Annotated in this window: 24 protein-coding genes; 7 read left to right on the forward strand and 17 right to left on the reverse strand. The window is 64.0% G+C overall.

From position 1 onward, the window contains the following. Nucleotides 1–47 precede the first annotated feature (47 nt). Nucleotides 48–1,259, forward strand: a complete 1,212-nt coding sequence (locus tag CV770_RS05655; RefSeq protein ID WP_091954197.1) for an acyl-CoA dehydrogenase family protein — start codon at nucleotides 48–50, stop codon at nucleotides 1,257–1,259. Between the two features lie 208 nt (nucleotides 1,260–1,467). Here CV770_RS05655 and CV770_RS05665 read toward each other — a convergent pair whose 3' ends face one another. Then, the gene (locus tag CV770_RS05665) at nucleotides 1,468–2,376 is read right to left on the reverse strand and encodes an amino acid ABC transporter substrate-binding protein (RefSeq protein ID WP_104461613.1); all 909 of its coding nucleotides are present in this window, start codon (nucleotides 2,374–2,376) and stop codon (nucleotides 1,468–1,470) included. A 160-nt stretch (nucleotides 2,377–2,536) separates the two neighbouring features. Continuing rightward, nucleotides 2,537–2,956, reverse strand: coding sequence for a nuclear transport factor 2 family protein (locus CV770_RS05670; RefSeq protein WP_091954191.1), 420 nt, complete (start codon nucleotides 2,954–2,956; stop codon nucleotides 2,537–2,539). A 143-nt stretch (nucleotides 2,957–3,099) separates the two neighbouring features. Here CV770_RS05670 and CV770_RS05675 point away from each other — a divergent pair, with 143 nt between their 5' ends. Together CV770_RS05675 and CV770_RS05680 are read left to right on the forward strand one after the other, a co-directional pair. Further along, a complete protein-coding gene (locus CV770_RS05675; protein WP_104461614.1) occupies nucleotides 3,100–4,341 on the forward strand; it encodes an amidohydrolase family protein in 1,242 nt (413 codons plus the stop codon). 205 nt (nucleotides 4,342–4,546) lie between these two features. Beyond that, a complete protein-coding gene (locus CV770_RS05680; RefSeq protein ID WP_201759710.1) occupies nucleotides 4,547–4,894 on the forward strand; it encodes a hypothetical protein in 348 nt (115 codons plus the stop codon). Here CV770_RS05680 and CV770_RS05685 read toward each other — a convergent pair. The 7 genes from CV770_RS05685 to CV770_RS05715 all read right to left on the reverse strand — a co-directional run bounded on the left by CV770_RS05685 (nucleotide 4,884) and on the right by CV770_RS05715 (nucleotide 11,073). Next, complete coding sequence (locus CV770_RS05685) at nucleotides 4,884–5,798, reverse strand: DUF1932 domain-containing protein (RefSeq protein ID WP_104461616.1); 915 nt, start codon at nucleotides 5,796–5,798, stop codon at nucleotides 4,884–4,886. The two genes, CV770_RS05680 and CV770_RS05685, sit on opposite strands and share 11 nt — an antisense overlap. After that, on the reverse strand, nucleotides 5,798–6,667 hold the full coding sequence (locus tag CV770_RS05690) for a substrate-binding domain-containing protein (RefSeq protein WP_104461617.1): 870 nt from the start codon (nucleotides 6,665–6,667) through the stop codon (nucleotides 5,798–5,800). Before CV770_RS05690 ends, CV770_RS05685 begins: the two co-directional genes overlap by 1 nt. A 21-nt stretch (nucleotides 6,668–6,688) precedes the next feature. Then, a complete protein-coding gene (locus tag CV770_RS05695) occupies nucleotides 6,689–7,372 on the reverse strand; it encodes a 4-carboxy-4-hydroxy-2-oxoadipate aldolase/oxaloacetate decarboxylase (RefSeq protein WP_091954177.1) in 684 nt (227 codons plus the stop codon). Further along, a complete protein-coding gene (locus CV770_RS05700) occupies nucleotides 7,369–8,082 on the reverse strand; it encodes a PIG-L deacetylase family protein (protein ID WP_011086622.1) in 714 nt (237 codons plus the stop codon). Before CV770_RS05700 ends, CV770_RS05695 begins: the two co-directional genes overlap by 4 nt. A gap of 67 nt (nucleotides 8,083–8,149) precedes the next feature. After that, complete coding sequence (gene dctA, locus CV770_RS05705; protein WP_091954174.1) at nucleotides 8,150–9,451, reverse strand: C4-dicarboxylate transporter DctA; 1,302 nt, start codon at nucleotides 9,449–9,451, stop codon at nucleotides 8,150–8,152. Further along, a complete protein-coding gene (locus CV770_RS05710) occupies nucleotides 9,448–10,332 on the reverse strand; it encodes an amidohydrolase family protein (protein WP_104461618.1) in 885 nt (294 codons plus the stop codon). Before CV770_RS05710 ends, dctA begins: the two co-directional genes overlap by 4 nt. Nucleotides 10,333–10,362: 30 nt before the next feature. Beyond that, nucleotides 10,363–11,073 carry a TetR/AcrR family transcriptional regulator gene (locus tag CV770_RS05715; protein WP_104461619.1) on the reverse strand — a complete coding sequence of 237 codons (711 nt, stop codon included), beginning with the start codon at nucleotides 11,071–11,073 and terminating at the stop codon, nucleotides 10,363–10,365. A gap of 115 nt (nucleotides 11,074–11,188) precedes the next feature. Between CV770_RS05715 and CV770_RS05720 the strand changes: the two genes are divergently transcribed. Further along, entirely contained in the window at nucleotides 11,189–12,169 is a 981-nt protein-coding gene (locus CV770_RS05720; protein WP_104461620.1) for a tripartite tricarboxylate transporter substrate binding protein, read from the forward strand. 129 nt (nucleotides 12,170–12,298) lie between these two features. Here the strand turns inward: CV770_RS05720 and CV770_RS05725 are convergent, their stop codons facing one another. After that, nucleotides 12,299–13,441, reverse strand: coding sequence for a mechanosensitive ion channel family protein (locus CV770_RS05725; protein ID WP_104461621.1), 1,143 nt, complete (start codon nucleotides 13,439–13,441; stop codon nucleotides 12,299–12,301). Nucleotides 13,442–13,568: 127 nt separating this feature from the next. Between CV770_RS05725 and CV770_RS05730 the strand changes: the two genes are divergently transcribed. Beyond that, nucleotides 13,569–14,819, forward strand: coding sequence for a DUF763 domain-containing protein (locus tag CV770_RS05730; protein ID WP_104461622.1), 1,251 nt, complete (start codon nucleotides 13,569–13,571; stop codon nucleotides 14,817–14,819). A gap of 37 nt (nucleotides 14,820–14,856) precedes the next feature. Here the strand turns inward: CV770_RS05730 and CV770_RS05735 are convergent, their stop codons facing one another. The 6 genes from CV770_RS05735 to CV770_RS05760 all read right to left on the reverse strand — a co-directional run bounded on the left by CV770_RS05735 (nucleotide 14,857) and on the right by CV770_RS05760 (nucleotide 18,268). Beyond that, a complete protein-coding gene (locus CV770_RS05735; RefSeq protein ID WP_091954157.1) occupies nucleotides 14,857–15,099 on the reverse strand; it encodes a hypothetical protein in 243 nt (80 codons plus the stop codon). Nucleotides 15,100–15,162: 63 nt separating this feature from the next. Beyond that, nucleotides 15,163–15,363 (reverse strand): hypothetical protein, encoded by a 201-nt coding sequence (locus CV770_RS05740; RefSeq protein ID WP_018320983.1) that lies wholly within the window; start codon nucleotides 15,361–15,363, stop codon nucleotides 15,163–15,165. A 13-nt stretch (nucleotides 15,364–15,376) separates the two neighbouring features. Next, the gene (locus CV770_RS05745) at nucleotides 15,377–15,562 is read right to left on the reverse strand and encodes a hypothetical protein (protein ID WP_018320982.1); all 186 of its coding nucleotides are present in this window, start codon (nucleotides 15,560–15,562) and stop codon (nucleotides 15,377–15,379) included. Nucleotides 15,563–15,703: 141 nt separating this feature from the next. Then, a complete protein-coding gene (locus CV770_RS05750) occupies nucleotides 15,704–16,972 on the reverse strand; it encodes a cytochrome P450 (protein WP_104461623.1) in 1,269 nt (422 codons plus the stop codon). Between the two features lie 90 nt (nucleotides 16,973–17,062). Beyond that, nucleotides 17,063–17,389, reverse strand: a complete 327-nt coding sequence (locus tag CV770_RS05755) for a hypothetical protein (protein WP_018320980.1) — start codon at nucleotides 17,387–17,389, stop codon at nucleotides 17,063–17,065. A gap of 105 nt (nucleotides 17,390–17,494) precedes the next feature. Then, nucleotides 17,495–18,268 (reverse strand): ferredoxin--NADP reductase, encoded by a 774-nt coding sequence (locus CV770_RS05760; protein WP_018320979.1) that lies wholly within the window; start codon nucleotides 18,266–18,268, stop codon nucleotides 17,495–17,497. Nucleotides 18,269–18,425: 157 nt separating this feature from the next. Between CV770_RS05760 and CV770_RS05765 the strand changes: the two genes are divergently transcribed. Both CV770_RS05765 and CV770_RS05770 read left to right on the forward strand, forming a co-directional pair. Next, entirely contained in the window at nucleotides 18,426–19,622 is a 1,197-nt protein-coding gene (locus CV770_RS05765; protein ID WP_104461624.1) for an amidohydrolase family protein, read from the forward strand. Between the two features lie 124 nt (nucleotides 19,623–19,746). Then, complete coding sequence (locus CV770_RS05770; protein ID WP_104461625.1) at nucleotides 19,747–20,436, forward strand: hypothetical protein; 690 nt, start codon at nucleotides 19,747–19,749, stop codon at nucleotides 20,434–20,436. A 10-nt stretch (nucleotides 20,437–20,446) separates the two neighbouring features. Here CV770_RS05770 and CV770_RS05775 read toward each other — a convergent pair whose 3' ends face one another. Then, nucleotides 20,447–20,833 carry a hypothetical protein gene (locus CV770_RS05775; RefSeq protein WP_104461626.1) on the reverse strand — a complete coding sequence of 129 codons (387 nt, stop codon included), beginning with the start codon at nucleotides 20,831–20,833 and terminating at the stop codon, nucleotides 20,447–20,449. Between the last annotated feature and the right edge of the window lie 38 nt (nucleotides 20,834–20,871).

Raw genomic sequence — 20,871 nt, forward strand, 5'->3', positions numbered from 1 at the left:
GCGAGCGCGCTGAAGTCGGCACCGCCGATGGATCAAGGAGACCACAGATGCTTTACCCGATGTCGCCAAAAGTCGTCGAGCTCAAGCGCAAGCTCGAGAGCTTCATGGACCGGCACATCTATCCGAACGAGGAGCGCTTCTATCGCGAGGCGGAAGAGCTGGGACCCTGGAAGGTCTATCCCGTCGTCGAGGAGTTGAAGCCGCTCGCGCGTGCGGAAGGTCTCTGGAATCTGTTCCTGCCGGAGTCCGGCCATGGCGCAGGCCTGACCAATCTCGAATATGCCCCGCTCTGCGAGGTGATGGGCCGCTCGCATCTGGCCCCGGAGGTGTTCAATTGCTCGGCGCCCGATACCGGCAACATGGAGGTGCTGGAGCGCTACGGCTCGGAGAAGGACAAGGAGCGCTGGCTGAAGCCGCTGCTTGCAGGCGAAATCCGCTCCTGCTTCGCCATGACGGAGCCTGCGGTCGCCTCATCCGATGCGACCAACATCGAAAGCTCGATCGTGCGCGATGGCGACCATTACGTCATCAACGGCCGCAAATGGTACACGACCAATGCGACCGACCCACGCTGCAAGATCTGCATCTTCATGGGCAAGACCGATCCTGACAATCCGGACCGCCACAAGCAGCAATCGATGATCCTGGTACCGATGGAGACTGCAGGCATCGAGGTGAAACGCCCCCTGCCCGTGTTCGGCTTCTACGGCGTGCCTGACCGGGCGTCCGAAGTCGTCTTCACCAATGTGCGGGTCCCCAAGGAGAACATGCTGCTCGGCGAAGGCCGCGGCTTCGAAATCGCGCAGGGCCGGCTCGGCCCGGGCCGCATCCACCATTGCATGCGGCTGATCGGCCTTGCCGAGCGTACGCTGGAGAAGATGTGCCGCCGCGTGCGCAGCCGCGTCGCCTTCGGCAAGCCGGTCTCCGAGCAGACCGTGACGCAAGAGCGCATCGCGGAATCCCGCATCATGATCGAGCAGGCCCGCCTCCTCACGCTGAATGCGGCCTACGCGATGGACACGGTCGGCAACAAGGTCGCGAAGGCCGAGATCGCGATGATCAAGGTCGCCGTGCCCAACATGGCCTGCCAGATCATCGACTGGGCGATCCAGGCCCATGGCGGTGGCGGCACCTCGAACGATTTCGGACTGACCCAGGCCTATGCGACCGCGCGATTGCTACGACTTGCCGATGGCCCCGACGAAGTTCACAGGAATCAGATCGCACGATTCGAGCTGAAGAAATATTCGAACGCTTGAAAGAAGGCGGCTAGCTCACCGAGTGACGCACTCTTTCTTCCTTCTCCCCTTGTGGGAGAAGGTGGCGCGAAGCGCCGGATGAGGGGTACCTATCCGCACACACGAATCTGGAGATTACATACCCCTCACCCAAGTGAGCTTTTGTCTACGAGCGGAGCTGCCCTCTCCCACAAGGGGAGAGGGCACAATAATGCGCAACGTCTCAGCCTCAGTTCACCACGTAGACATCAGGATCAGCGCTCCAGCTCGGCTTCTTGAAAGCGTTGCGCAGGGCGGGCGACATCGGGACGTTGTAGTTGAGGCCGTTCGGCGGCGTCGGGGACTGCAGCCATTTCTTGTAGAGCACCTCGATCTCCGGGCTTGCATAGAGCTCCGCAGTCGCGCGGTCGGCGAGCGCCTTGAACGGCGCATCCTCCCGCCGCAGCATGATGCCGTAAGGCTCCGGCTTGGAGAACGCCTCCTCGCTGATCATGAAGGCTTGGGGCTCCTTCGAGCGCGCGATCGCGACCGCGAGCTGCACGTCGTCGAGTGCGTAGGCCTGGGCGCGGTCAGTTTCCAGCAACAGGAACGCCTCGGCCTGGTCCTTGGCCGGCATTACATTGATGCCGAGATTGCGCTCGGTGTTGACCTTGGCGAGCTGGGTCAGGTTGACCGAGCCCGCCACCGCAGTGACCGCCTTGCCCTTGAGATCGTCGATGGTGTTGATCTTTGCGGCTTTCTTCGCCGCGAACCGCGTCGCGCTGAGGAAGTGCGTGTTGGTGAAGGCGACCTGCTTCTGGCGATCGGCGTTGTTGGTGGTCGCCGAGCAATGCAGGTCGAGGGTCCCGTTGACCATCAGCGGAATGCGGTTCGACGACGTCACGGCGAGCGTGTCGACGGCGATGTCGGGCATGCCCAGCTGCTTCTTCACGGCATCGACGATCCTAAGGCAGATGTCCATGGCAAAGCCGACCGGCTTCTGATTGCCGTCGAGATAGCTGAACGGGACCGAGGCCTCCTGATAGCCCAGGGTGATCTTTTTGGTCTCCTTGACCTTCTGGAGCGTGCCCGACAAATCTTCGGCTGAAGCTGCGCCGGCAAGACATGTCAGGGCCAGGATAACGGTGGGTAGACGCATCGGCTGCTCCTAAAGGGGGCTCGCGCCTCCAAGCCGGGCGCAATCGCGGGACTTGATAGCGCAGGCGCAGGCCAGCCGCCAGACGGGCTCGCGCCTATCAGCTATCGCAGCTTTCGATATGACGAGCGGCCGTTCGGCTCCGCCCGTGCCGAGACGGACCTTACGCGTCGATGCCGCGCTGGACCAGGATGCGCTCGGCGCTGTCGTTCCAGACATCCATCTTGGTGATCTTGCCATTGCGCACCACGAAGCGGTCGACGTAACGGTTGCCCTCGAACGGGGTCCCATCTTTCCATTCGCCGTAGAGCGTACCGACGCTGTAAACCACGGTCTCGCCGTCGCCGGGGCAGACGTCGAACCGGTCCATCTTCTTCTTGACCCAGCGGTAGCGCTTGGCGTTGAAGCCGGTCGGGCCGCGCGGATGATCGAACTCGCGCCCGCCGGTGAACGTGATCACGGTGCCCGGCGCCATATAGGCCGCCGCAGCGTCGGGATCGGGGATCATCGATGCCGTGAGATAGGCCTCCACGATCGCGGCGTCGGACAAATGAGCAGTTTCAGCTCTGGCGGCAACGGACATGGCAGGCTCTCCCGGGTTCGCGGAATATTACCGCCACTGTCGCGGAATCCATGCATATATTTTGAACATTTGCCTCGCTACACTGCCGACAATCTGGAGCCGCCGATCCCCGCCGATTGCTCTAAGTTCCGTCCGCAAGAGCCATGATCACCCAGCCCGCCTTCGACCTGATCTTCCGTAACGCGTTGTTGCGATCATCCGCCGCGCCTGTCGACATCGGCATGAAGGGCGGCCGGATCGCCGCGATCGAGCCGAAGCTCGCCTGCGAAGCCGTCGAGGTCGATATCGGCGGGCACCTCGCCCTACCCGGCTTCGTCGACACCCACATCCATCTCGACAAGGCCTGCCTGCTCGACCGCTGCGGCCACGATCACGACAGTCTCGGTGACGCCATTCGGGCCGTGTCGGCCATGAAACGTGACTTCACCGTCGAGGATGTCTACGTGCGCGGCGCCAAGGTGCTCGAACGTGCGATCGTGAACGGCACGACGCGCATGCGCACGCATGTGGAAATTGATCCGCGGATCGGCCTGCGCAGCTTCGAGGCGGTGAAGGCGCTGAAACGCGACTATGCGTGGGCGCTCGATCTGTCACTCTGCGTCTTCCCGCAGGAGGGCCTGACCAACGATCCCGGCAGCGACGAGTTGCTGGTCGAGGCGCTGCGCAACGGCGGCGAGACGATCGGCGGCTGTCCCTATACCGACACCGATCCGACCGCGCATCTCGCGCGCATCTTCGACCTCGCTCAGGAATTCGACGTCGACGTCGACCTCCATCTGGATTTCGATCTCGATCCCTCCTGGTGGCATCTTGACGAGGTCTGCCGCCAGACCGAGCTGCGCAACTATCACGGCCGCGTCGCGATCGGCCATGCGACAAAGCTCTCGGCCCTGCCGCCGGAGCGGATGAAGGCTGCCACCGCGCAACTGGCGAAAGCCGGCATCGCCGTCACCGTGCTGCCCGCGACAGATCTCTATCTGATGGGGCGCGAAGCCACCCACAATGCGCCTCGCGGGCTGACCCTCGCCCACAAGCTCGCGGGCGACGGCGTGGTTTGCTCGGTCGCCACCAACAATGTGCTCAATCCCTTCACGCCGTTCGGCGACGCCTCGCTGCTGCGGATGGCGAACTTCTACGCCAATGTCGCGCACGCCTCGGTGAGGGATTTCGACACCTGCCTCGATCTCGTGACCGAGCTGCCGGCGCGGCTGATGAACCTCGACGATTACGGCATCAAGGTCGGCAATCCCGCCGATCTCATCGTGCTTGATACGCAAGACAGCCGCTTCGCCATCGCCGAGCTGCCCGACCTCATGATGGGCTTCAAGGAGGGCCGACAGACGTTTGCACGGCAGCGGCCCGCTCTGTTCCGGCCTGAGGCCTGAACGCGTTTCCGGTCGAATCTCCAACGGTAAAATCGTCGGGAACACGGCTGATCGTCGGACCGTTTCGTACCGATTCACGGCCGATCCGTCCCCAGATCCGAGCCCGGTAGAATCCCGGACCGTAGCTGTGCGCATTGCACAACAGGCCGCCCGGATCATACTAAGGGGACGCCCTGAACGACCTGTTCAGTGGGGAAGTATGTATATGTTCAGCGCATTCAGCAGCATCGATTATCGCTCCATTCAGGCCAGCACGCCGGCGGAAACCGCCGTCAAGCGACTGAATGGAATCGGCGAAGTCCTATCTGGCCTCGATATCTCGGCGATCCACACGCAGGACGACATGACCCGCGCGCTCTGGACGCTGGATACCGCCGACAAGTGCATCCGCATGATTCTCACCGAGTTCCGCACCGCGCCCGCCAAGGAGCAAGTCGTCCGCGAGGCCAAGCGCCTGGTCGACCTGATCGAGCTCGCCCGTGACGAAATCTCGAACTATCGCGACAGCGGCAGGGTTTTGAGCTCAACCTACGCGTTCGGCGTCAGCGTTTGATCTTGCTCAGGATTCGATCTGCCTCAATACGCCAATCAGTGCTGCGCGCGAACTCCGCCGTGCCCCTGACGCCGAACAGCCCTTCATCGGCAAGGTCAGCCACCCAGGCCTGCCGCTCTGCCGTGCCCTGCGCGGACCATGGTGTCAGTCCCGCCTCACGCACGGTCTCGGCGACCTCACGCACCTCCTCGGCGCGCCGGCGACCGTGCTCGATGACGCGCTGGAAGAAATAGGCGCCCTGCTTCTCCCAGTTGATGCCGGGGAACGTCTCCGCGAGCGAAGCGAGCACCGCATCCTCGACGCCATAGGCCCGCGCGGTCGTAAAGCTCTCGATGACCATGGCCTCCAGGCCCTTGATCATGATGCTGCGGCACATCTTCACCGCGGAGGACACGCCGAGCTTGTCGCTGGCAACCTTGGCGGCAAAGCCGATCGCGTTCAGAAGCGGCTCGATCTCTCTCGCGCCGGGGCCGCCGAGCAGCAGCGGCACCTTGATGCGATACGGCGGCACCGAGGTCATCACCGCACCCTCGACATAGCGGCCGCCTCCGCCGTCGATCAGCGCAGCGGCGCGCTGCTTGGCGCCCGGAGAGGCCGAATTGAAATCAAGGAACCAGGTACCCTGGTTGATCGCAGCGGCACAGGCCTCTGCGACCGGCACGGCCTGGCTGGCGGTGACGGCGGAAATGATGAAGTCAGATTTCGCCGTCAGCTCAGCATGAGATGCTGCCAGCGTCACACCGTGTTTCGCCGCATGCTCCTGCAGCGGCGCGCCCTGCTCGCCCCCGAGCTTGATGTCGTAGGCCGAGACCTTGATGTCCTGCTGACGCAAATCCTCAGCCAAGATCCTGCCGACTTCGCCGTAGCCGACCAGCCCGATCTGCCATCGTTTCGGATCCACCATCAGTTCAATCCTCGTGTCGTCTCGTCGAACAGTTCCTCGACCGCATAGCGGCGCGGGATCAGCGCCTGCTGGAATGCGTAGTCGACGATCAGCTCCAGCGGCTTCCGGTTGGCCTCGATCCCGAACGGAACGAGGTCGGGTGTTGTCGCGGGACCCACCTGGGCCTTGTTCTGCTTGAGGAGATCATAGACGCCCGCAACGATCTCGGGACGCGTTCTCGCGAGTTGCTCGGTCACGACAACCAGATGATTGACCGGCACGACGCCGCGCCGGGCGTACCACCTGGCGGCTTCCGCGGCCGGATCCGTGAATAGAGGCTTCAGCTTGGGATTATCGGAGGTCTCGCCGAGGACAGCGTCGAGCTCACCGTCGAGCAGCATCTGCAGGATCTTCTTGTCCTTCGGGGCGCGCTCGGTGGTATCGACATATTCGGCGACGTGCGGATCCTCGAAGGTGATCCAGCGGATCTTGTCGAGATTGACACCGTAGTCGTTGGCAAGGATGCCCCTGATCCAGGCACCGGTCGTCGTCGTGAACGAGCGGATGCCGACGCGCTTGCCTTCGAGATCGGACGGCCCCAGCATTCCCAATGCGGGATTGTACAGAGCATAGGAATGCTGGAAGCGCCCGAGCATGGTCGCCGGCAGCAGCACCAGCGGCTTGCCATGCGCCTTCGCCATCAAATAGGTCACGATCGCCATCTCGCAGACGTCGAACGCCTGTTCCCGCACCATCGGCTTGAACGCGGTGTTGGTCGGCGTGTACGCGACGAAGTCGAAATTGAAAAGATCGGAGCGGAGTTCGCCGCTCTTCACTGCCTGGACGTGGGGGTGACTACCGAGCACGGCCTTCAGCTTGAGACGTTCCATCCACCCGCTCCCGCCGTTGCTCTAGACGTCCTCGGGATTGTCGACATAGACGAGCCCGGCCTTCGCCAGCGCCTCGCGCATGCTGTAAATGTCGAGACCCAGCTCGCCCGAGGCAAGGCGCTTGCGCTTGCCGCCTTCGTCCGCGTTGCGCTTCCTCGCCTTCTCGGCGACCTCGGCGGCGTAGCGCTTCGGGACTACCACGACGCCATCGTCATCGGCCACGACGATATCGCCGGGATCGACATTGACGCCGGCACAGACCACGGGAATGTTGACCGAGCCGAGCGTCGCCTTGACTGTGCCCTTGGCCGAGACCGCGCGCGACCACACCGGAAACTTCATCTCTTGCAGCGCTTTGACGTCGCGGCAGCCTGCATCGATGATCAGCCCCTGCACGCCGCGTGCCTGCAGCGAGGTCGCGAGCAGCTCCCCGAACATGCCGTCGGTATTGTCGGTGGTGCAGCCGACAACAAGGATGTCGCCCTTTTTGCACTGCTCGACGGCAACATGGATCATCCAGTTGTCGCCGGGCTGCGCCAGCACGGTGACCGCGGGGCCGGCAATCGCCGCCCCCGGCCAGACCGGCCGCAAATAAGGCTTCATCAGGCCGAAGCGCCCGTAAGCCTCGTGCACGGTCGAGACACCGTACTCCGCCATGCCGGCAGGATCGGCTCGCTCAATGTTGCGAACGACGACCGGCTTCATGCCAGCTCCTCCGCAACCGTCGGGAACAGGCGCTGATAGGCCTCGCCATAAGTCATGGGCACGCCGGTGTTGCGGCTGCCCTGAATGCCGCGGTTGAGCGCGACGCGCTCGTAATAGCCCCAGAGATGTTTTTGTGCGGCGAGGATCTGGAATGCCTCGTACTTCTCCTTCCAGACCTCGTCGATCTTGAGGAGCAGATCCGGCTTGTAATTGCACTGCTCTGGCTGATGCGGCTCGAACAGGAACACCGGCGGCGCCGAATATTTGTACTGCGCGCCGGGCTTGTGACCCATCGCCTGCGCGACGACGCGGGTCTCCTGCGCGAAATGCGCCGCGTTGGGATGGTCGAAATTATAGGGGTCTTCCAGCGCGTGGGTCAGCACGAAGCTGGGATTGAGCTCGCGGTAGATGTCGACCATGCGGTCGAAATGCGCCTCGGTGAGCTTGAGAGGATAATCGCCGCAATCGAAGAACTCGATCTCGGCACCGAGCAGCTTTGCCGCCCGCTCCGCCTCGTCCTTGCGGCCGGCTTTGACCGATTCCAGCGTCGCGCCCTTCTCTTTCCAGGCGAATTGGCTTTCGCCGCGCTCGCCAAAGGACATGCAGACGATCTTCATGCGATAGCCCTTCTTCGCATGCAGCGCGATCGCGCCGCCGGCGCGCCAGACGAAATCGCCGGGATGGGCGGTGACGACGAGACCTGTCTTCATGGGAGAAACTCCCCTCTCTTGTTCGTAACCATCATAGGCCGCCAGCGTTACGCTGGAAGCCAATTCATCAGATTGCGGCGGCCGCTTGTTCCTCGCCGTCGAGCACGCGCCTCAGGCGCTCGCCGTCGAGCGCGCCTTCCCATTTGGCAATCGCGATGGTCGCGACTGCGTTTCCGATCAGATTGGTCGGCGTCAGCCCCTGCGACATCAGGCGGTGGATGCCGAGCACCAGTGCCACGCTCGTCACCGGGATGGTGCCGGTCGCCGACAGCGTTGCCGCCAGCACGACGAAGGCGGCGCCCGCGATCCCCGCCGCGCCCTTGGAGGTCACGAGCAGGATCAAGAGCAGTTCGATCTGCTCGGCCAGCCCGAACGGCGTGTTGGTCGCCTGCGCCAGGAACACCGAGGCGGCGGCAAGGTAAAGGCAGGTACCGTCGAGATTGAAGGAGTAGCCGGTCGGGATCACGAGGCCGACCACGCTCTTCTCGCAGCCGGCCTTCTCCAGCTTGGTCAGCATCCGCGGCAGCACCGTCTCCGACGACGTCGTGGCGACGCAGATCAACAGTTCTTCCCAGATGTAACGGATCAGCTTGAGCAGTGAGAAGCCGCAGAGCCGCGCCACCGGGCCGAGCGCCACGACGATGAAGACCATACAGGTGAGATAGAAGCCTCCGAGTAGCTTGCCGAGCGAGGCCAGCGATCCCACGCCGAACTTGCCGACCGTAAAGGCGATGGCACCGAACGCACCGATCGGCGCCGCCCACATCACGAAACCGACGACGGCGAACACCATTTTGGCGGCGATGTCGATCAGATGGACCAGCGGCGCGGCCCGTTCGCCGAGCTGCACCAGCGCAAAGCCGCAAAGGACGGAGATGAACAGCACCTGGAGGATGTTGCCTTCGGCAAAGGCGCCGATGAACGTCGCGGGCACGATGTTCATCAGGAACGGCACGAAGCCAATGACGCTGGTCTGCTTGACATAAGGCTCGATCGCGCTGGCATTGATGCTGGCGGGATCGATGTTCATGCCGACGCCGGGCTTGAGCAGGTTGATCGCGATGAGACCGATGATCAGCGCGATCGTGGTCATGATCTCGAAATAGACGATCGCCTTCACCGCGACGCGCCCGACCCGCGCCATGTCGGCCATGTGGGCGATGCCGTGCACGACGGTGCAGAAGATGATCGGCGCGATCAGCATCCGGATCGCCTTGATGAAGGCATCCCCCAGCGGCTGCATCTTGGCACCCGCCTCGGGGCTGACGATCCCAAGCGCGATGCCGGCGGCCATGGCGATGAGCACCTGGATCCAGAGCTCCCTCCACCAGGGCCGCCCGCGCGGCTTGTCGATTGCAAGCACCGTCATCGGTCGAACTCGAACAGGCGCGCCGGATTGTCGACAAGGATCTTCTGCTGGAACTCGGGCTCGGGCGCGAACAGCGGAATCAAATCGACGAGGTCGCCGTCATTCGGCATCATCTTGACGTTGGGATGCGGCCAGTCGGTGCCCCAAATGACGCGATCCGGCGCGGTCTCGACGATCTTTCGCGCGAACGGCACCGCATCGGTAAAGGGCGGACCGCTAGAGGAAACCCGCTCCGAGCCGCAGATCTTGACCCAGCATTTCTCGTCGCGCTGCATCAGCTCGATCAGGATCCGGAACGGCAGCTGGTCGAGCCCTTCGGAGGCCTTCACCCGTCCCATGTGGTCGATGGTGTAGCTGAGCGGCAGCTTTGCCAGCATGTCGGCATAATCAGGCAGGTCGATCGCATCGAAATGCAGGTCGATGTGCCAGCCGAGCGGCGCGACCATGGCGATGACGCGATCGAACACGCCCTTGTCAGGGACGCCGCCGAGATGGCGAACGAAATTGAAGCGGCAGCCGCGAAAACCGCCCTCGTGCAGCGCACGAAGCCCGCGCTCGGTGATGGTGTCGTCGATATTGGCGACGGCACGGTAGGCGCCGTTACTCTGCGCGATGGCATCGAGCGCCACACTGTTGTCGGTACCGTGCACGCTGGCATTGACGATGACGGCGCGCTCGACACCGAGCTTGGCATGCAGGATGCGAAAATCCTCCAGCGGCGCGTCCGGCGGCGTGTAGGATCGGTCCGGCGCGTAAGGGTATTTCGCACCGGGCCCGAAGATGTGGCAATGCGCGTCGCAGGACAGCTTCGGCAGCTTGAAACTCGGCGCGCGCGTGTTCGGATCGGGCGGCGGAATGGTGGGCGTGTACATCATCGTCATCACTTCAACCGTCGGGCGAGACCGCGTCTTTCAAGTCTTGCTGCCGACGACCGGCCGCCGCCGCGCCGGCGCGGCATGATCGAGCGGCGGCGCCTGGAACGCGGCAACCGCGGCCTGCACCAACTGCTCGATGGCGCTGGCGGCATCGCCGCCGTCGGCTTCGCCGCGCGACAGGCGCGAGACGCGATCGGGCGTCACCAGCGAGTAATAGAGTGCACCGAGCAGGAAGTGACTGCGCCAGACGATGTGGGTGCGCGGAATGTGCGGCAGGCTCTCGTGGATCGCATCGATGAAGGCGTGGCTGGTGTCGTCAAATGTCTGCGCGATGATTTTTCGCGCGACCTCGTTGCCTTCGGCCGACATCACCGCGCGCAGCCGCGTGAAGCGCGCACCGCCGCCGGCAAGATCGCTGCCCGAGGTGAAAGCCGGCACGACATAGGCCCGCACCACCGCCTCCAGCCGGTCCTGGAGATCGCGCACCCGCCTGGCGGCGGCGAGCAGCTCCGAACGGCGCAAATTCATGGGACCACAATGCCGCCGGTAGATCTCCAGCAGCAGGCCGTCCTTGGTCTTGAAATGATAGGTCACGCTGCCGGGATTGGCTCCGGCAGCGTGCGCGATGTCGCGCACCGAGACGGCGTTGAAGCCGTTGGTGGCGAACAGCTCCTCGGCCGCGGCGAGAATCGCCTCGCGCATGTTCGGCTTGCGGGCCGTTTCCTTGCTGGTGGGCTTGCGTACCATGGGATTTGTACTATCGTACAAAAGATCAGGTCTCGTCAACAAAAACCATGGGCGGTATCCGGACGGCTCGAAGACCGATGCAAGGATGCGAACGCTCGCAAGGAGTGCTGGGAAAATGCCGGGTTTGAACAAGACAATCGGCGGATTGGTGCTGGGCGCCGGTTTGCTGCTCGCGGGCAGCGTGGCGCAGGCCGCCGACAATTATCCGAGCAAGCCGGTTCACATCCTCGTGCCTTACGCGGCCGGTGGCGCGGTCGACGTGCTCGCGCGCACGCTGAGCCAGGCGCTGGCCAAGACCTGGGGGCAGCAGCCGGTGGTCGACAATCGTCCAGGCGCCGGCGGTATCGTCGCCTCGCAGGCGCTGACACAGGCCGCGCCCGACGGCTACACGCTGATCCTGGTCGCGAGCGGCCATCCGCTCAACCAGTTCATCTATCCGAGCGTGCCCTACGACACGTTCAGGGATTTTACCGCAATCACCGAGGTCGCCTCCTCACCGCTCGCGATCGTCGTCGCCAAGGACAGCCCCTACAAGACGCTCGGCGATCTCCTGACTGCGGCGAAGAAAGAGCCGGACAAGCTCTCTTACGGCATGTCCGGCAACGGCACCTCGGCTCATCTGGCCGGCGAACTGTTGAAGCACATGTCCGGCAGCAAGATTGTCGCGATCCCCTACAAGGGCGGCGCGCCGGCGCTGACGGCTGTGATCGCAGGCGAGATTCCGCTCAGCATCAATCCGCTCGCGGAAGCGATCGGTCAGCTCGAAGGCGGTCCGGTGCGCGCACTCGCCGTGACCTCGGCCGAACGCTCCAAGGCGCTACCCAACGTTCCGACCGTCGCCGAGTCCGGCGTATCCGGCTATGACGTCTCGGTCTGGTGGGGCGTGCTTGGTCCGGCAAAAATGCCGCCGGAGATCGTGGCGAAGCTCGAAACCGATCTGAAGGCGGCGTTGCAAGACCCGAACGTGCTGTCGACGCTGGGCAAGATCGGCGCCGCTCCGGTCGGCTCCTCCGCCAAGGAATTTGACGCCTACATGCGCGCCGAGGCAACCAAATGGGAGCCGGTGCTGAAGGCGGCCAACATCCGCGCGCAGTGAGGCGCGCATGAGGATATCGTTTGGAATTGTTGCGTGTTCCTTCTGCTCACAGGCATGGCGAACATTGCGCAAGCGGCGGCCGCGCACGTGCAGGCGGCCGTTGTCGGCACCGCATGGCCCCGCGGCTGCTCAATTGCGCGCGCTCGCCCGCATCTTCTCCGGCCGCGCGACGGGCCGCAGGAAATCGGCATCATCGTCGGCCGACGGGATCAGGATCGCGCGCTCGCGCGGCAGCGCCTCCGGCATCTCGTCGCGAATGAAGGCGACGAGCTTTTCCCTGATCTCGCAGCGCAGGTCCCAGGATTGCGGCGCGTTTCGCGCGCTGACCAGCGCGCGGAGCTCGATGGTCCGCGAGTCCGCGTCGATCACCTGGAGATTGACCACCGCGCCATCCCAGAGCTTGGACTGCTTCACGGCGTCCTCCAGCCAACGTCGGATGCGCGGCACGTCGGCACGATAATCGACGTGGAGCGCGATCACGCCGATCAGCGAGGCGGTGTCGCGGGTCCAGTTCTGGAACGGCTTCTCGATGAAATAGGACAGCGGCACCACCATCCGGCGCCAATCCCACAGCCGGATCACGACATAGGTCGAGGCGATGTCCTCGACCCAGCCCCATTCGTTCTCGATGATCACGGCATCCTCGATGCGGATCGGCTGGGTGATCGCGATCTGCAAGCCCGCGATCAGGTTGCTGAGCAGCGGCCGCGCGGCAAGGCCGACGATGATGCCGGCTGCGCCGGCGGAGGCGAACAGGCTGACGCCGTATTGCCTCACCGAATCGAACGTCATCAGCGCGGTGGACACCGTGATGACGACGATGATAGTATCAGTGACGCGCTTGAACACGCGAACTTGCGTGACGTGCTTGCGCGCGACGAAATTCTCGGTGACATCGCGGAAATTCTGCAAGTACCGCGCCGCGCTCATGTCCACGACCCGGATCGAGATCCAGCCGATCAGGGCGATGACGGCCACGACGAACAGGCGCATCAGCGGCGTGCGGATCATGTCGTCGAGCGGCGCAAGCGGCAGGACCAATGCGACGGCCGCCAGGCAAAGCGCCAGCTGGGCCGGACCTGCGGTGCGATCGATGAATACGCTCAGGAGCGGAAGGCGGGTTCCGAAGGCGCGCGCGAGCAGCCATACGGCGACCCGGTAGACGAACAGCGCAAGCAAGATCGCGCCGACAACCAGGCCGAGGCCGACAAACCACGACGGTATCCAGCCGAACATCCCGTCGATGTCGGCCATCAGGGCCTCCAAATTCATCGATTGTCCCCGTCATTGCATTCGCGTCGCCCGCTCAACGCCTCCCGGCCGGCTTGGCTCCCCTCTCTCGTGCAACGCAGCATTCCGCAGATGCAACCGTCGCCCAATTGCGCTAGCTTTAGGACTCATGACCAGACGTACCGGCAGCGCCGATCTTCCCTTGCACACCGGACGGGTTCCGCCGTGGCTTGCGAGCCGGATGGCTTCGCTCGGATCGATCGTCACGCAGGCGATCGTGCATCATTACGGCCGGGACGCGTTCCTCCAGCGGCTGTCGCATCCGTTCTGGTTCCAGTCGTTCGGCGCCGTGATGGGAATGGACTGGCACTCCTCCGGCATCACGACATCAGTGATCGGCGCGCTGAAGCGCGGGCTCGGGCCGCTCCAGGATGAGCTCGGCATTTATGTCTGCGGCGGCCGCGGCCAGCATTCGCGCAAGACGCCGGACGAGCTGATGCAGCTCGGCGATCGCGTCGGCTTCGACGGCGCAAGGCTCACCCGCGCCAGCCGCCTGGTGGCGAAGGTCGACAGCGCGGCCGTGCAAGACGGCTTCGACCTCTATCTCCACGGCTTCTTCGTGACCGCCGACGGCAAATGGACGGTGGTGCAGCAGGGCATGAACGGCGACAAGCGCCAGGCCCGCCGCTATCACTGGCATTCCGAGACGCTGAAGAGCTTCGTCGATACGCCGCACAGCGCAATCGACGGCCCGCAGCAGGGCGAGATCGTCAATCTCACCGACCACCGCGCCGATATCTCGCGCAACGCGCAGCTCGAGCTCCTCAGCGATCTCGGCCCCGATCGCATCCTCACCGAATTCGAGCGGCTCACCGGCACTGCGCCCGAGCCTGCGCAGGCCATGCTGCCGCATCTGATCATGCCCGCCCATCACGACGTGCGGCCGAAGGATGTGTTCGCGCGGCGCCTACACGGCACCCTCGCCGCAGCCGCCGAACGCGGCCCGGTCGATTTCCCGGAGCTGCTGCTGACGCCCGGCGTCGGCGCGCGCACCGTGCGCTCGCTGGCCATGGTCGCCGAGGTCGTGCACGGCGCGCCCTATCGCTTCACGGATCCCGCGCGCTTCTCGCTCGCCCATGGCGGCAAGGACCGGCATCCCTACCCTGTCCCGATCAAGGTCTATGACGAGACCATCCGTGTCCTCAAGGATGCGATCCAGAGCGCGAAGCTCGGACGTGACGAAGAGATCCAGGCGATCCGGCGCCTCGACGACCAGGCACGGCGGCTGGAACGCACCGCGCACGGCCCGTCGGTCGAGACCTATATCGCCGGCGAGCGCGCGGCGTCACCCGATCTCGACGGCCGCTCCGTGTTCGGCTGGGAGCGCGACCTCGTGCCGACAAAAAAGCGGACCGGCTGAACACCGGTCCGCGAGTTCAGCGGGAGGAATGTCCCTGTCAGGTCTCGTCAGTCTCCGGCGTCTCGTCGAGCCGGTTGGCTGCATGATCCTGATACTGATCGGTCTGAATGGACTTGCCGTCCATGCCGCGAATGTCCGAATGCTGGGCCTTGTCGCGGTTGGACAGGACCATGTTATCGCCGATCTTGTCCTTGGGCACTTCGGTCAATGCACCGGTGCCGTCGCCCTTGCCATGCATGCCGGATCTGAAGTGCGTCTTGCTGCCGTGCCCACTTGGCATCAGTCTCTCCTCTTGGCTCGGTACGTCCGTTGTACCGGTATTGGTCGCGGCGGCTGCTGTGGTCTATCTGCCGCCGCCCTTGCCGGCCGCATCGTGGCGGTGATGGGAATCCTGCTCGCCTCCGCCACCGGAAACGCGGCTATGGCTTCGCTGCTCATCGTCCGCAGGCGGCTTCTTCACCTCCAGCGGCGCCTTCGCGTTCTCATGCGATGCGCCGGGGCCACCCTGGCGAATGCTGTTGGGTGTCTTGGTGGATGTCGACATGAATGTCGCCTCCTCAACGGTCTTGCTGGTATCCCTGATTGGTCGTGTTCTGCTTGATGTTGCCTTGTTGCCCCTGTTGGTCCGGATTTTCCGCGCGCTGCTGGCCGCGCGGAGTCTGATCGGCCGACGTTTGCTTGGTGTCGCCAGTTCCCTTCCGGCTCTGATTGGCCGGCGGAACATTCGGCATTTTGCTGGTCATGATCCAACCTCTTTGAAAGATGGGAATCCTGGACACGGAACTGTTCCTTCGCATGCCCTCAGGTCCCGGTGGACAACAGCAAGCGCCGCAGGCCGTTCCGAGCAGATCATGGTCAGCGACGATTTGCCGAAGGAGAGAGCTTCACTCCGCCCGCACGGGAGAACGATCAGCCACCGCCGGCGTCGCAGCGGCAAATGTTCCGTGGACCTCGGCCGTGACGGGAAGCTTCGCAATCATGCGAATCCCCGGCCGCTTGCGCCAATGGATCTGCGAGGGATCGACGGCCAGACCAAGTTTCGGCCAGCGCACGAACAGCGCTTCCAGCGCGCAGGCCGCCTCGATCCGCGCAAGCTGATGGCCGAGGCAGAAATGGATTCCTGTCCCGAACGAGAGGTGACGGTTCGGCTTGCGCTCGAGATCGAGGCTTTCGGGACGATCATGCATCGCCGGATCCATGTTTGCGGCAGCGAGCATCACCATGACACGGTCGCCCTTCTTCAAACGCACGCCTTCGACCTCGACGTCCCGCCGCACATAGCGCGGCTTGGAGAACTGCACCGGTGACACGAAGCGAAGAAACTCCTCCACCGCAAGCCCGACGCGGCTCCTATCCTGCTCCAGCCAGTCGCGGAGCCCAGGACTTCTGAGCAGCTCGTAGGCCGAACCGCTGATGAGATGCGTGGTCGTCTCGGAGCCGGCTGCAAGCAGCAGAAACACCATCGAGACCATTTCATCCGGCGTGATCTGGGCACCCTCGCGCTCGACCTGGACCAGTTCGGCGATCAGGCCTTCACCGCCCTGCACGCGCGCGGCCTGCAATTGCTGCTCCAGGTAGCCCCGCATCTTTCGGAACGCCCACAGCAAGCGGAAGAAGCTGACGACATTGGTCAGCGAGGACATCGCGTTGCCCCAGGCGATGAATTTGGGCCGGTCGGCCAGAGGCAATCCCAGAAGCTCGGAGATCACTGCGAGCGGCAGGATGCGCGCGTAGCGCTGGACCAGATCGGCTGGCCGTCCCTCCGCGAACAGCTCGTCGGCCAGGCCGTCGGCAATGGCACGGATGCGCGGCTCCATCGCGACGATGGCACGACGGCGAAAGGCCTCGTCCACGATGCTGCGGAGCCTGGTGTGATCCGGCTCGTCCATCGTCAGCATGTTGTTGGCGATGGTTCTGACGAAGCTCGGCATCCACCAGCGCAGACCCGCGACGTCGCCATCCTCCTTGCGCAGCGTGAAGGTAGCGCCGTCCTTCAGCACCTGTGCCGTCGCGTCATGGGTCGTGGTGATCCAGACATCGCCGACCAGAGGAAATCGCGTCGCGACGAGCGGACCGGACATGCGCAACGCCGCGATCGCCTTGGGCGGATCGCGAAAGAAGGCCTCGCTTGTGAAATCGAGGCGCGCTGTCATGGGATCACCGGAGTGATTGCTGGCGTCTCACCCAAATGGTATGGGCGGGCCAACGCGCAAGGGTCGGAACTGGCGCGAGGAGACGACGATCTATCCACGCCCCGGCGAGCGCTGGCCGGTCTTGCGCTGCTGCTGGTTGGTATAGGCGTCCCAATGGCTCCAGCTGCCATTGCTGAGGCTCTGCATGTCGGTGCCGAGCGGACGGCGCGTGCGCTTGTCGTGATCGGCGATCACGCGCTCGGACTGGGCGATCTTGCGCTTGAGTTCCGCGATCGCCTTCTGGGTCTGGCCGTTCCGCTTCGACGAGGCGATCTCGCCCATCGTAAAGCGCGCGGTCTCCAGCGCCTTCAACTCGGCGCGGTTCTTCTTCAACTGGACCCGGTGCCAGGCGATGTTGCTGTCGCTGTCCGCAACCATGTGGGAACTCCGCTGATTCGTTCCCACAGTGTATCAAGCGCCGAATCGGCGCCGCAACGGGCCCCGCGCGGCGAAAATGCGGTCTTCTCAAGCAAGAATTGCGCGTTAGCGCTCGGCAAAGGCCTTTTCGACCACGAATTGGGCCGGCTCGCCGTGATTGCCCTCGACAAAGCCGCGCTCTCCCAGGAGCACGCGGGTATCAGCGACCAGTGCCGGGCTGCCGCAAATCATGACGCGGTCGTGGGCGGCCTCCAGCGCCGGCAGGCCAATATCGGCGAACAGCTTGCCTGTGGTGATGAGGTCGGTGATGCGGCCGCGGTTGCGGAAGGGATCGCGCGTCACGGTCGGATAGTAGATCAGCTGATTCTGAATGTACTCGCCGATCAGCTCGTCCTTCGGCAGCGTCTCGGTGATCATCTCGCCATAGGCGAGCTCCTTGACGTGCCGGCAGCCGTGCAGCAGCACGACCTTCTCGAACCGCTCGTAGGTTTCGGGGTCCTTGATCACGCTCAGGAACGGCGCAAGGCCGGTGCCGGTGCCGATGAGGTAGAGGTTGCGCCCCTCCTCCAAATTGTCGATCACCAGCGTGCCGGTGGCCTTGCGGCTGACGATGATCTCGTCGCCTTCCCTCAAATGCTGGAGCCGCGAGGTCAGCGGACCGTCCGGCACCTTGATCGAGAAGAACTCCAGTGTGTCCTCGTAATTGGCGCTGGCGACGCTATAGGCTCGCAGCAGCGGCTTCTCGCCGACCTTGAGCCCGATCATGGTGAATTCGCCGTTGCGGAAGCGGAAGGTCGGGCTGCGGGTGGTCTTGAAGGAGAACAGCGTATCGGTCCAGTGGTGGACGCTCAAAACGCTTTCCTGATTGAAATTGCTCATCTCACCTTCCCTGTCGCTTCCAATGCGGTTCCGAGGCGGGCAGCTATGCGTCGTTTGTACACGATCATTCGTATACTAATGAATAATCCTGCTTGATCCCGCGGTCAAGGCTGCCCAAGATCGAAAGCGTTGCAGTTAGGAATAAGGAGCCCCTTCCATGGCGCATGACGCACCCCAGGCCACCGGACCCTCGAAGCTCGTGATCCGGAATATCGGCCTGATCCTGTCCGGCGCCCTGGAAAAGCCGATCCTGGATGGCGACACGATCGTCGCCGAGAACGGCAAGATCACCGCGATCGGCCGCTTCAAGGACGTCGACATCGAAGGCGCGACCACCATCGTCGAGGCCAACGGGACCACGGTGGCGCCGGGCCTGATCGACAGCCACGTCCACCCCGTTGCGGGCGACTGGACGCCGCGGCAGAACCAGATCGGTTGGATCGACAGCAACCTCCACGGCGGCGTTACCACCATGATCTCCGCCGGCGAGGTGCACATGCCCGGCCGCCCCCGCGACGTCGTCGGGCTGAAGGCGATGGCGATCTTTGCGCAGCGCGCATTTTGGAATTTGCGCCCCGGCGGCGTGAAGGTTCACGCCGGTGCGCCCGTGATCGAATGCGAGATGGTCGAGGAGGATTTCAAGGAATTGGCCGCCGCCGGCGTCAAGCTGCTCGGCGAGGTCGGCCTCGGCGGCGTCAAGGACGGCCCGACCGCGCGCAAGATGGTCGGCTGGGCACGCAAATACGGCATCCAGAGCACCATCCACACCGGCGGCCCCTCGATCCCCGGCTCCGGCCTGATCGACAAGGACGTCGTGCTGGAGGCCGACACCGACGTGGTCGGCCACATCAATGGCGGCCACACTGCCCTCCCCGACGACCAGATCCGCTGTATCTGCGAGGGCTGCAAGCGCGGTCTCGAGCTGGTGCATAACGGCAATGAGCGCTCCGCTCTGTACACGCTGCGCACCGCGCGCGAGATGGGCGATCTGCACCGGGTCATCCTCGGCACCGACGCGCCCGCCGGCTCCGGCGTGCAGCCGCTCGGCATTCTGCGCATGGTCTCGATGCTGTCCTCGCTCGGCGAGCTGCCGGCCGAGATCGCGTTTTGTCTCGCCACCGGCAACACCGCCCGGATGCGCGAACTCGATTGCGGCCTCATTGAAGTGGGGCGATCCGCTGACTTCGTCATCATGGACAAGGCCCAGCACTCGCCCGGCAAGAACATCCTGGAGAGCGTCCAGCTCGGCGACCTCCCGGGCATCGGCATGACCATCATCGACGGCATCGTGCGGACGCAACGCAGCCGCAACACGCCGCCGGCCGGCCGGGTGCCGGAGGTGGTGGCGAAGTGACGCAGCCGGAGCGGCACACCGCTGCACACCTCCCTCGATGGCGTTGAACAAGTCTGCGACCTGCAGCGTCTAACGCAGGCAGCCCTCGGTGGCGGCATTTCATTGCTGGACCATCGAGGGAAACATGAAGAACTCATCGCGAATAGCCGTCGGCGTTGCTGGCGCGGTGGCGGGCTATGTCGCGATCTTTGTGCTGTTTTCCCTGTTCGATTTCGGCAACCGCGCGGACCCGATTACCTCGGGTCTGTTGGGACTGTTCGTCTACTCCCCCATCGGCGCGATCACCGGCGCGGTGTTTGCCAACTGGCTGGTGACGCGTTCGGGCGAGGACGCAGGCAAGGGCAGCGTCGCGCGCAACAGCCTGAAGTCTCTCGGAATCGTCGTCCTGCTCTGCGTCGCCGGGATCGGCATCTACACCGCCTACGCCTATGCGACGGCGACGCCCTGGCTCAACCGGAACGGCGGCAATCCCCTGCTCGTATTTGAGGTCCGTTTTCCGGCGGAGGTCACGGTGCCGACATCAGCCCAGGGCATCACCATCGAATTGCAGACCGACCTCAACACGATGCCGGGCGAAGTGACGCCGGCCGCCTTCTATCGTGACGGCGACCAGCCCGTCATCGCAGGCGAAGTCGAGCTCGCGTTTCGAACCTCGCACCGGCAGCTCGCCGTCAATATCGAGGGCCAGCCGAGCCGAATCTATCCGATCGACTTGACGGCCCGGGCGCCGCATACGCCGGAGTTCGGGACCTGGCGGCGACTCGCAGACGGCAGCGAAATCCGCTACCGCGCCAAATGGCCGGGCAAGACGTAAGCGTTCAACATCAGCGCTTCTTCGCGATCTCACATCGCACATAGGTCTGGCGCTTGGCCTGTCCGACCGGTCCGTTGTCCATCACCAGCTTGCCGTCCGTTGCGATGGAGACCCGGGGATTGGAGCGAAACTTCTCGCCCTCGCCTTCGCAAGCGAGCTTCATTTTCCAGCCGAGCTTTCCGTCGCCGGTGATCTCGCTGGCGCGACACCGCGTCTCGTACCAGTAGAGGCGGTTGCCGCCTTCGATGCTCATGCGGTTGGGGCTGTCGTCATCGCGGCAGTCTTTTTTGGTGGACGCCCAGAAGCCCTCGTAGGGCTGCGCGGCAAAGGCAGGCGCGCTGCCCGCCAGCGCCGCACCTAGAGTGAGGAGCATCACAAATTTCGTGACGACTCTCATGAATAAAGACCTCGACAGACCCTTCATCGAGATTAGTC

This window comes from Bradyrhizobium sp. AC87j1, assembly GCF_002936975.1.
Lineage (GTDB): Bacteria > Pseudomonadota > Alphaproteobacteria > Rhizobiales > Xanthobacteraceae > Bradyrhizobium > Bradyrhizobium shewense.

Bases quoted from the DNA above. Each gene is read 5' to 3' on its own strand.
- CV770_RS05690 (WP_104461617.1), bottom strand. From the start codon at position 6,667: ATGGAACGTCTCAAGCTGAAGGCCGTGCTCGGTAGTCACCCCCACGTC.
- CV770_RS05760 (WP_018320979.1), bottom strand. From the start codon at position 18,268: ATGAGCAATTTCAATCAGGAAAGCGTTTTGAGCGTCCACCACTGGACC.
- CV770_RS05765 (WP_104461624.1), top strand. From the start codon at position 18,426: ATGGCGCATGACGCACCCCAGGCCACCGGACCCTCGAAGCTCGTGATC.
- CV770_RS05775 (WP_104461626.1), bottom strand. From the start codon at position 20,833: ATGAGAGTCGTCACGAAATTTGTGATGCTCCTCACTCTAGGTGCGGCG.
- CV770_RS05715 (WP_104461619.1), bottom strand. From the start codon at position 11,073: ATGGTACGCAAGCCCACCAGCAAGGAAACGGCCCGCAAGCCGAACATG.
- CV770_RS05735 (WP_091954157.1), bottom strand. From the start codon at position 15,099: ATGCCAAGTGGGCACGGCAGCAAGACGCACTTCAGATCCGGCATGCAT.
- dctA (WP_091954174.1), bottom strand. From the start codon at position 9,451: ATGACGGTGCTTGCAATCGACAAGCCGCGCGGGCGGCCCTGGTGGAGG.
- CV770_RS05695 (WP_091954177.1), bottom strand. From the start codon at position 7,372: ATGAAGCCGGTCGTCGTTCGCAACATTGAGCGAGCCGATCCTGCCGGC.
- CV770_RS05725 (WP_104461621.1), bottom strand. From the start codon at position 13,441: ATGAATTTGGAGGCCCTGATGGCCGACATCGACGGGATGTTCGGCTGG.
- CV770_RS05675 (WP_104461614.1), top strand. From the start codon at position 3,100: ATGATCACCCAGCCCGCCTTCGACCTGATCTTCCGTAACGCGTTGTTG.
- CV770_RS05665 (WP_104461613.1), bottom strand. From the start codon at position 2,376: ATGCGTCTACCCACCGTTATCCTGGCCCTGACATGTCTTGCCGGCGCA.
- CV770_RS05755 (WP_018320980.1), bottom strand. From the start codon at position 17,389: ATGGTTGCGGACAGCGACAGCAACATCGCCTGGCACCGGGTCCAGTTG.
- CV770_RS05730 (WP_104461622.1), top strand. From the start codon at position 13,569: ATGACCAGACGTACCGGCAGCGCCGATCTTCCCTTGCACACCGGACGG.
- CV770_RS05685 (WP_104461616.1), bottom strand. From the start codon at position 5,798: ATGGTGGATCCGAAACGATGGCAGATCGGGCTGGTCGGCTACGGCGAA.
- CV770_RS05720 (WP_104461620.1), top strand. From the start codon at position 11,189: ATGCCGGGTTTGAACAAGACAATCGGCGGATTGGTGCTGGGCGCCGGT.
- CV770_RS05745 (WP_018320982.1), bottom strand. From the start codon at position 15,562: ATGACCAGCAAAATGCCGAATGTTCCGCCGGCCAATCAGAGCCGGAAG.
- CV770_RS05750 (WP_104461623.1), bottom strand. From the start codon at position 16,972: ATGACAGCGCGCCTCGATTTCACAAGCGAGGCCTTCTTTCGCGATCCG.
- CV770_RS05655 (WP_091954197.1), top strand. From the start codon at position 48: ATGCTTTACCCGATGTCGCCAAAAGTCGTCGAGCTCAAGCGCAAGCTC.
- CV770_RS05770 (WP_104461625.1), top strand. From the start codon at position 19,747: ATGAAGAACTCATCGCGAATAGCCGTCGGCGTTGCTGGCGCGGTGGCG.
- CV770_RS05680 (WP_201759710.1), top strand. From the start codon at position 4,547: ATGTTCAGCGCATTCAGCAGCATCGATTATCGCTCCATTCAGGCCAGC.
- CV770_RS05740 (WP_018320983.1), bottom strand. From the start codon at position 15,363: ATGTCGACATCCACCAAGACACCCAACAGCATTCGCCAGGGTGGCCCC.
- CV770_RS05700 (WP_011086622.1), bottom strand. From the start codon at position 8,082: ATGAAGACAGGTCTCGTCGTCACCGCCCATCCCGGCGATTTCGTCTGG.
- CV770_RS05670 (WP_091954191.1), bottom strand. From the start codon at position 2,956: ATGTCCGTTGCCGCCAGAGCTGAAACTGCTCATTTGTCCGACGCCGCG.
- CV770_RS05710 (WP_104461618.1), bottom strand. From the start codon at position 10,332: ATGACGATGATGTACACGCCCACCATTCCGCCGCCCGATCCGAACACG.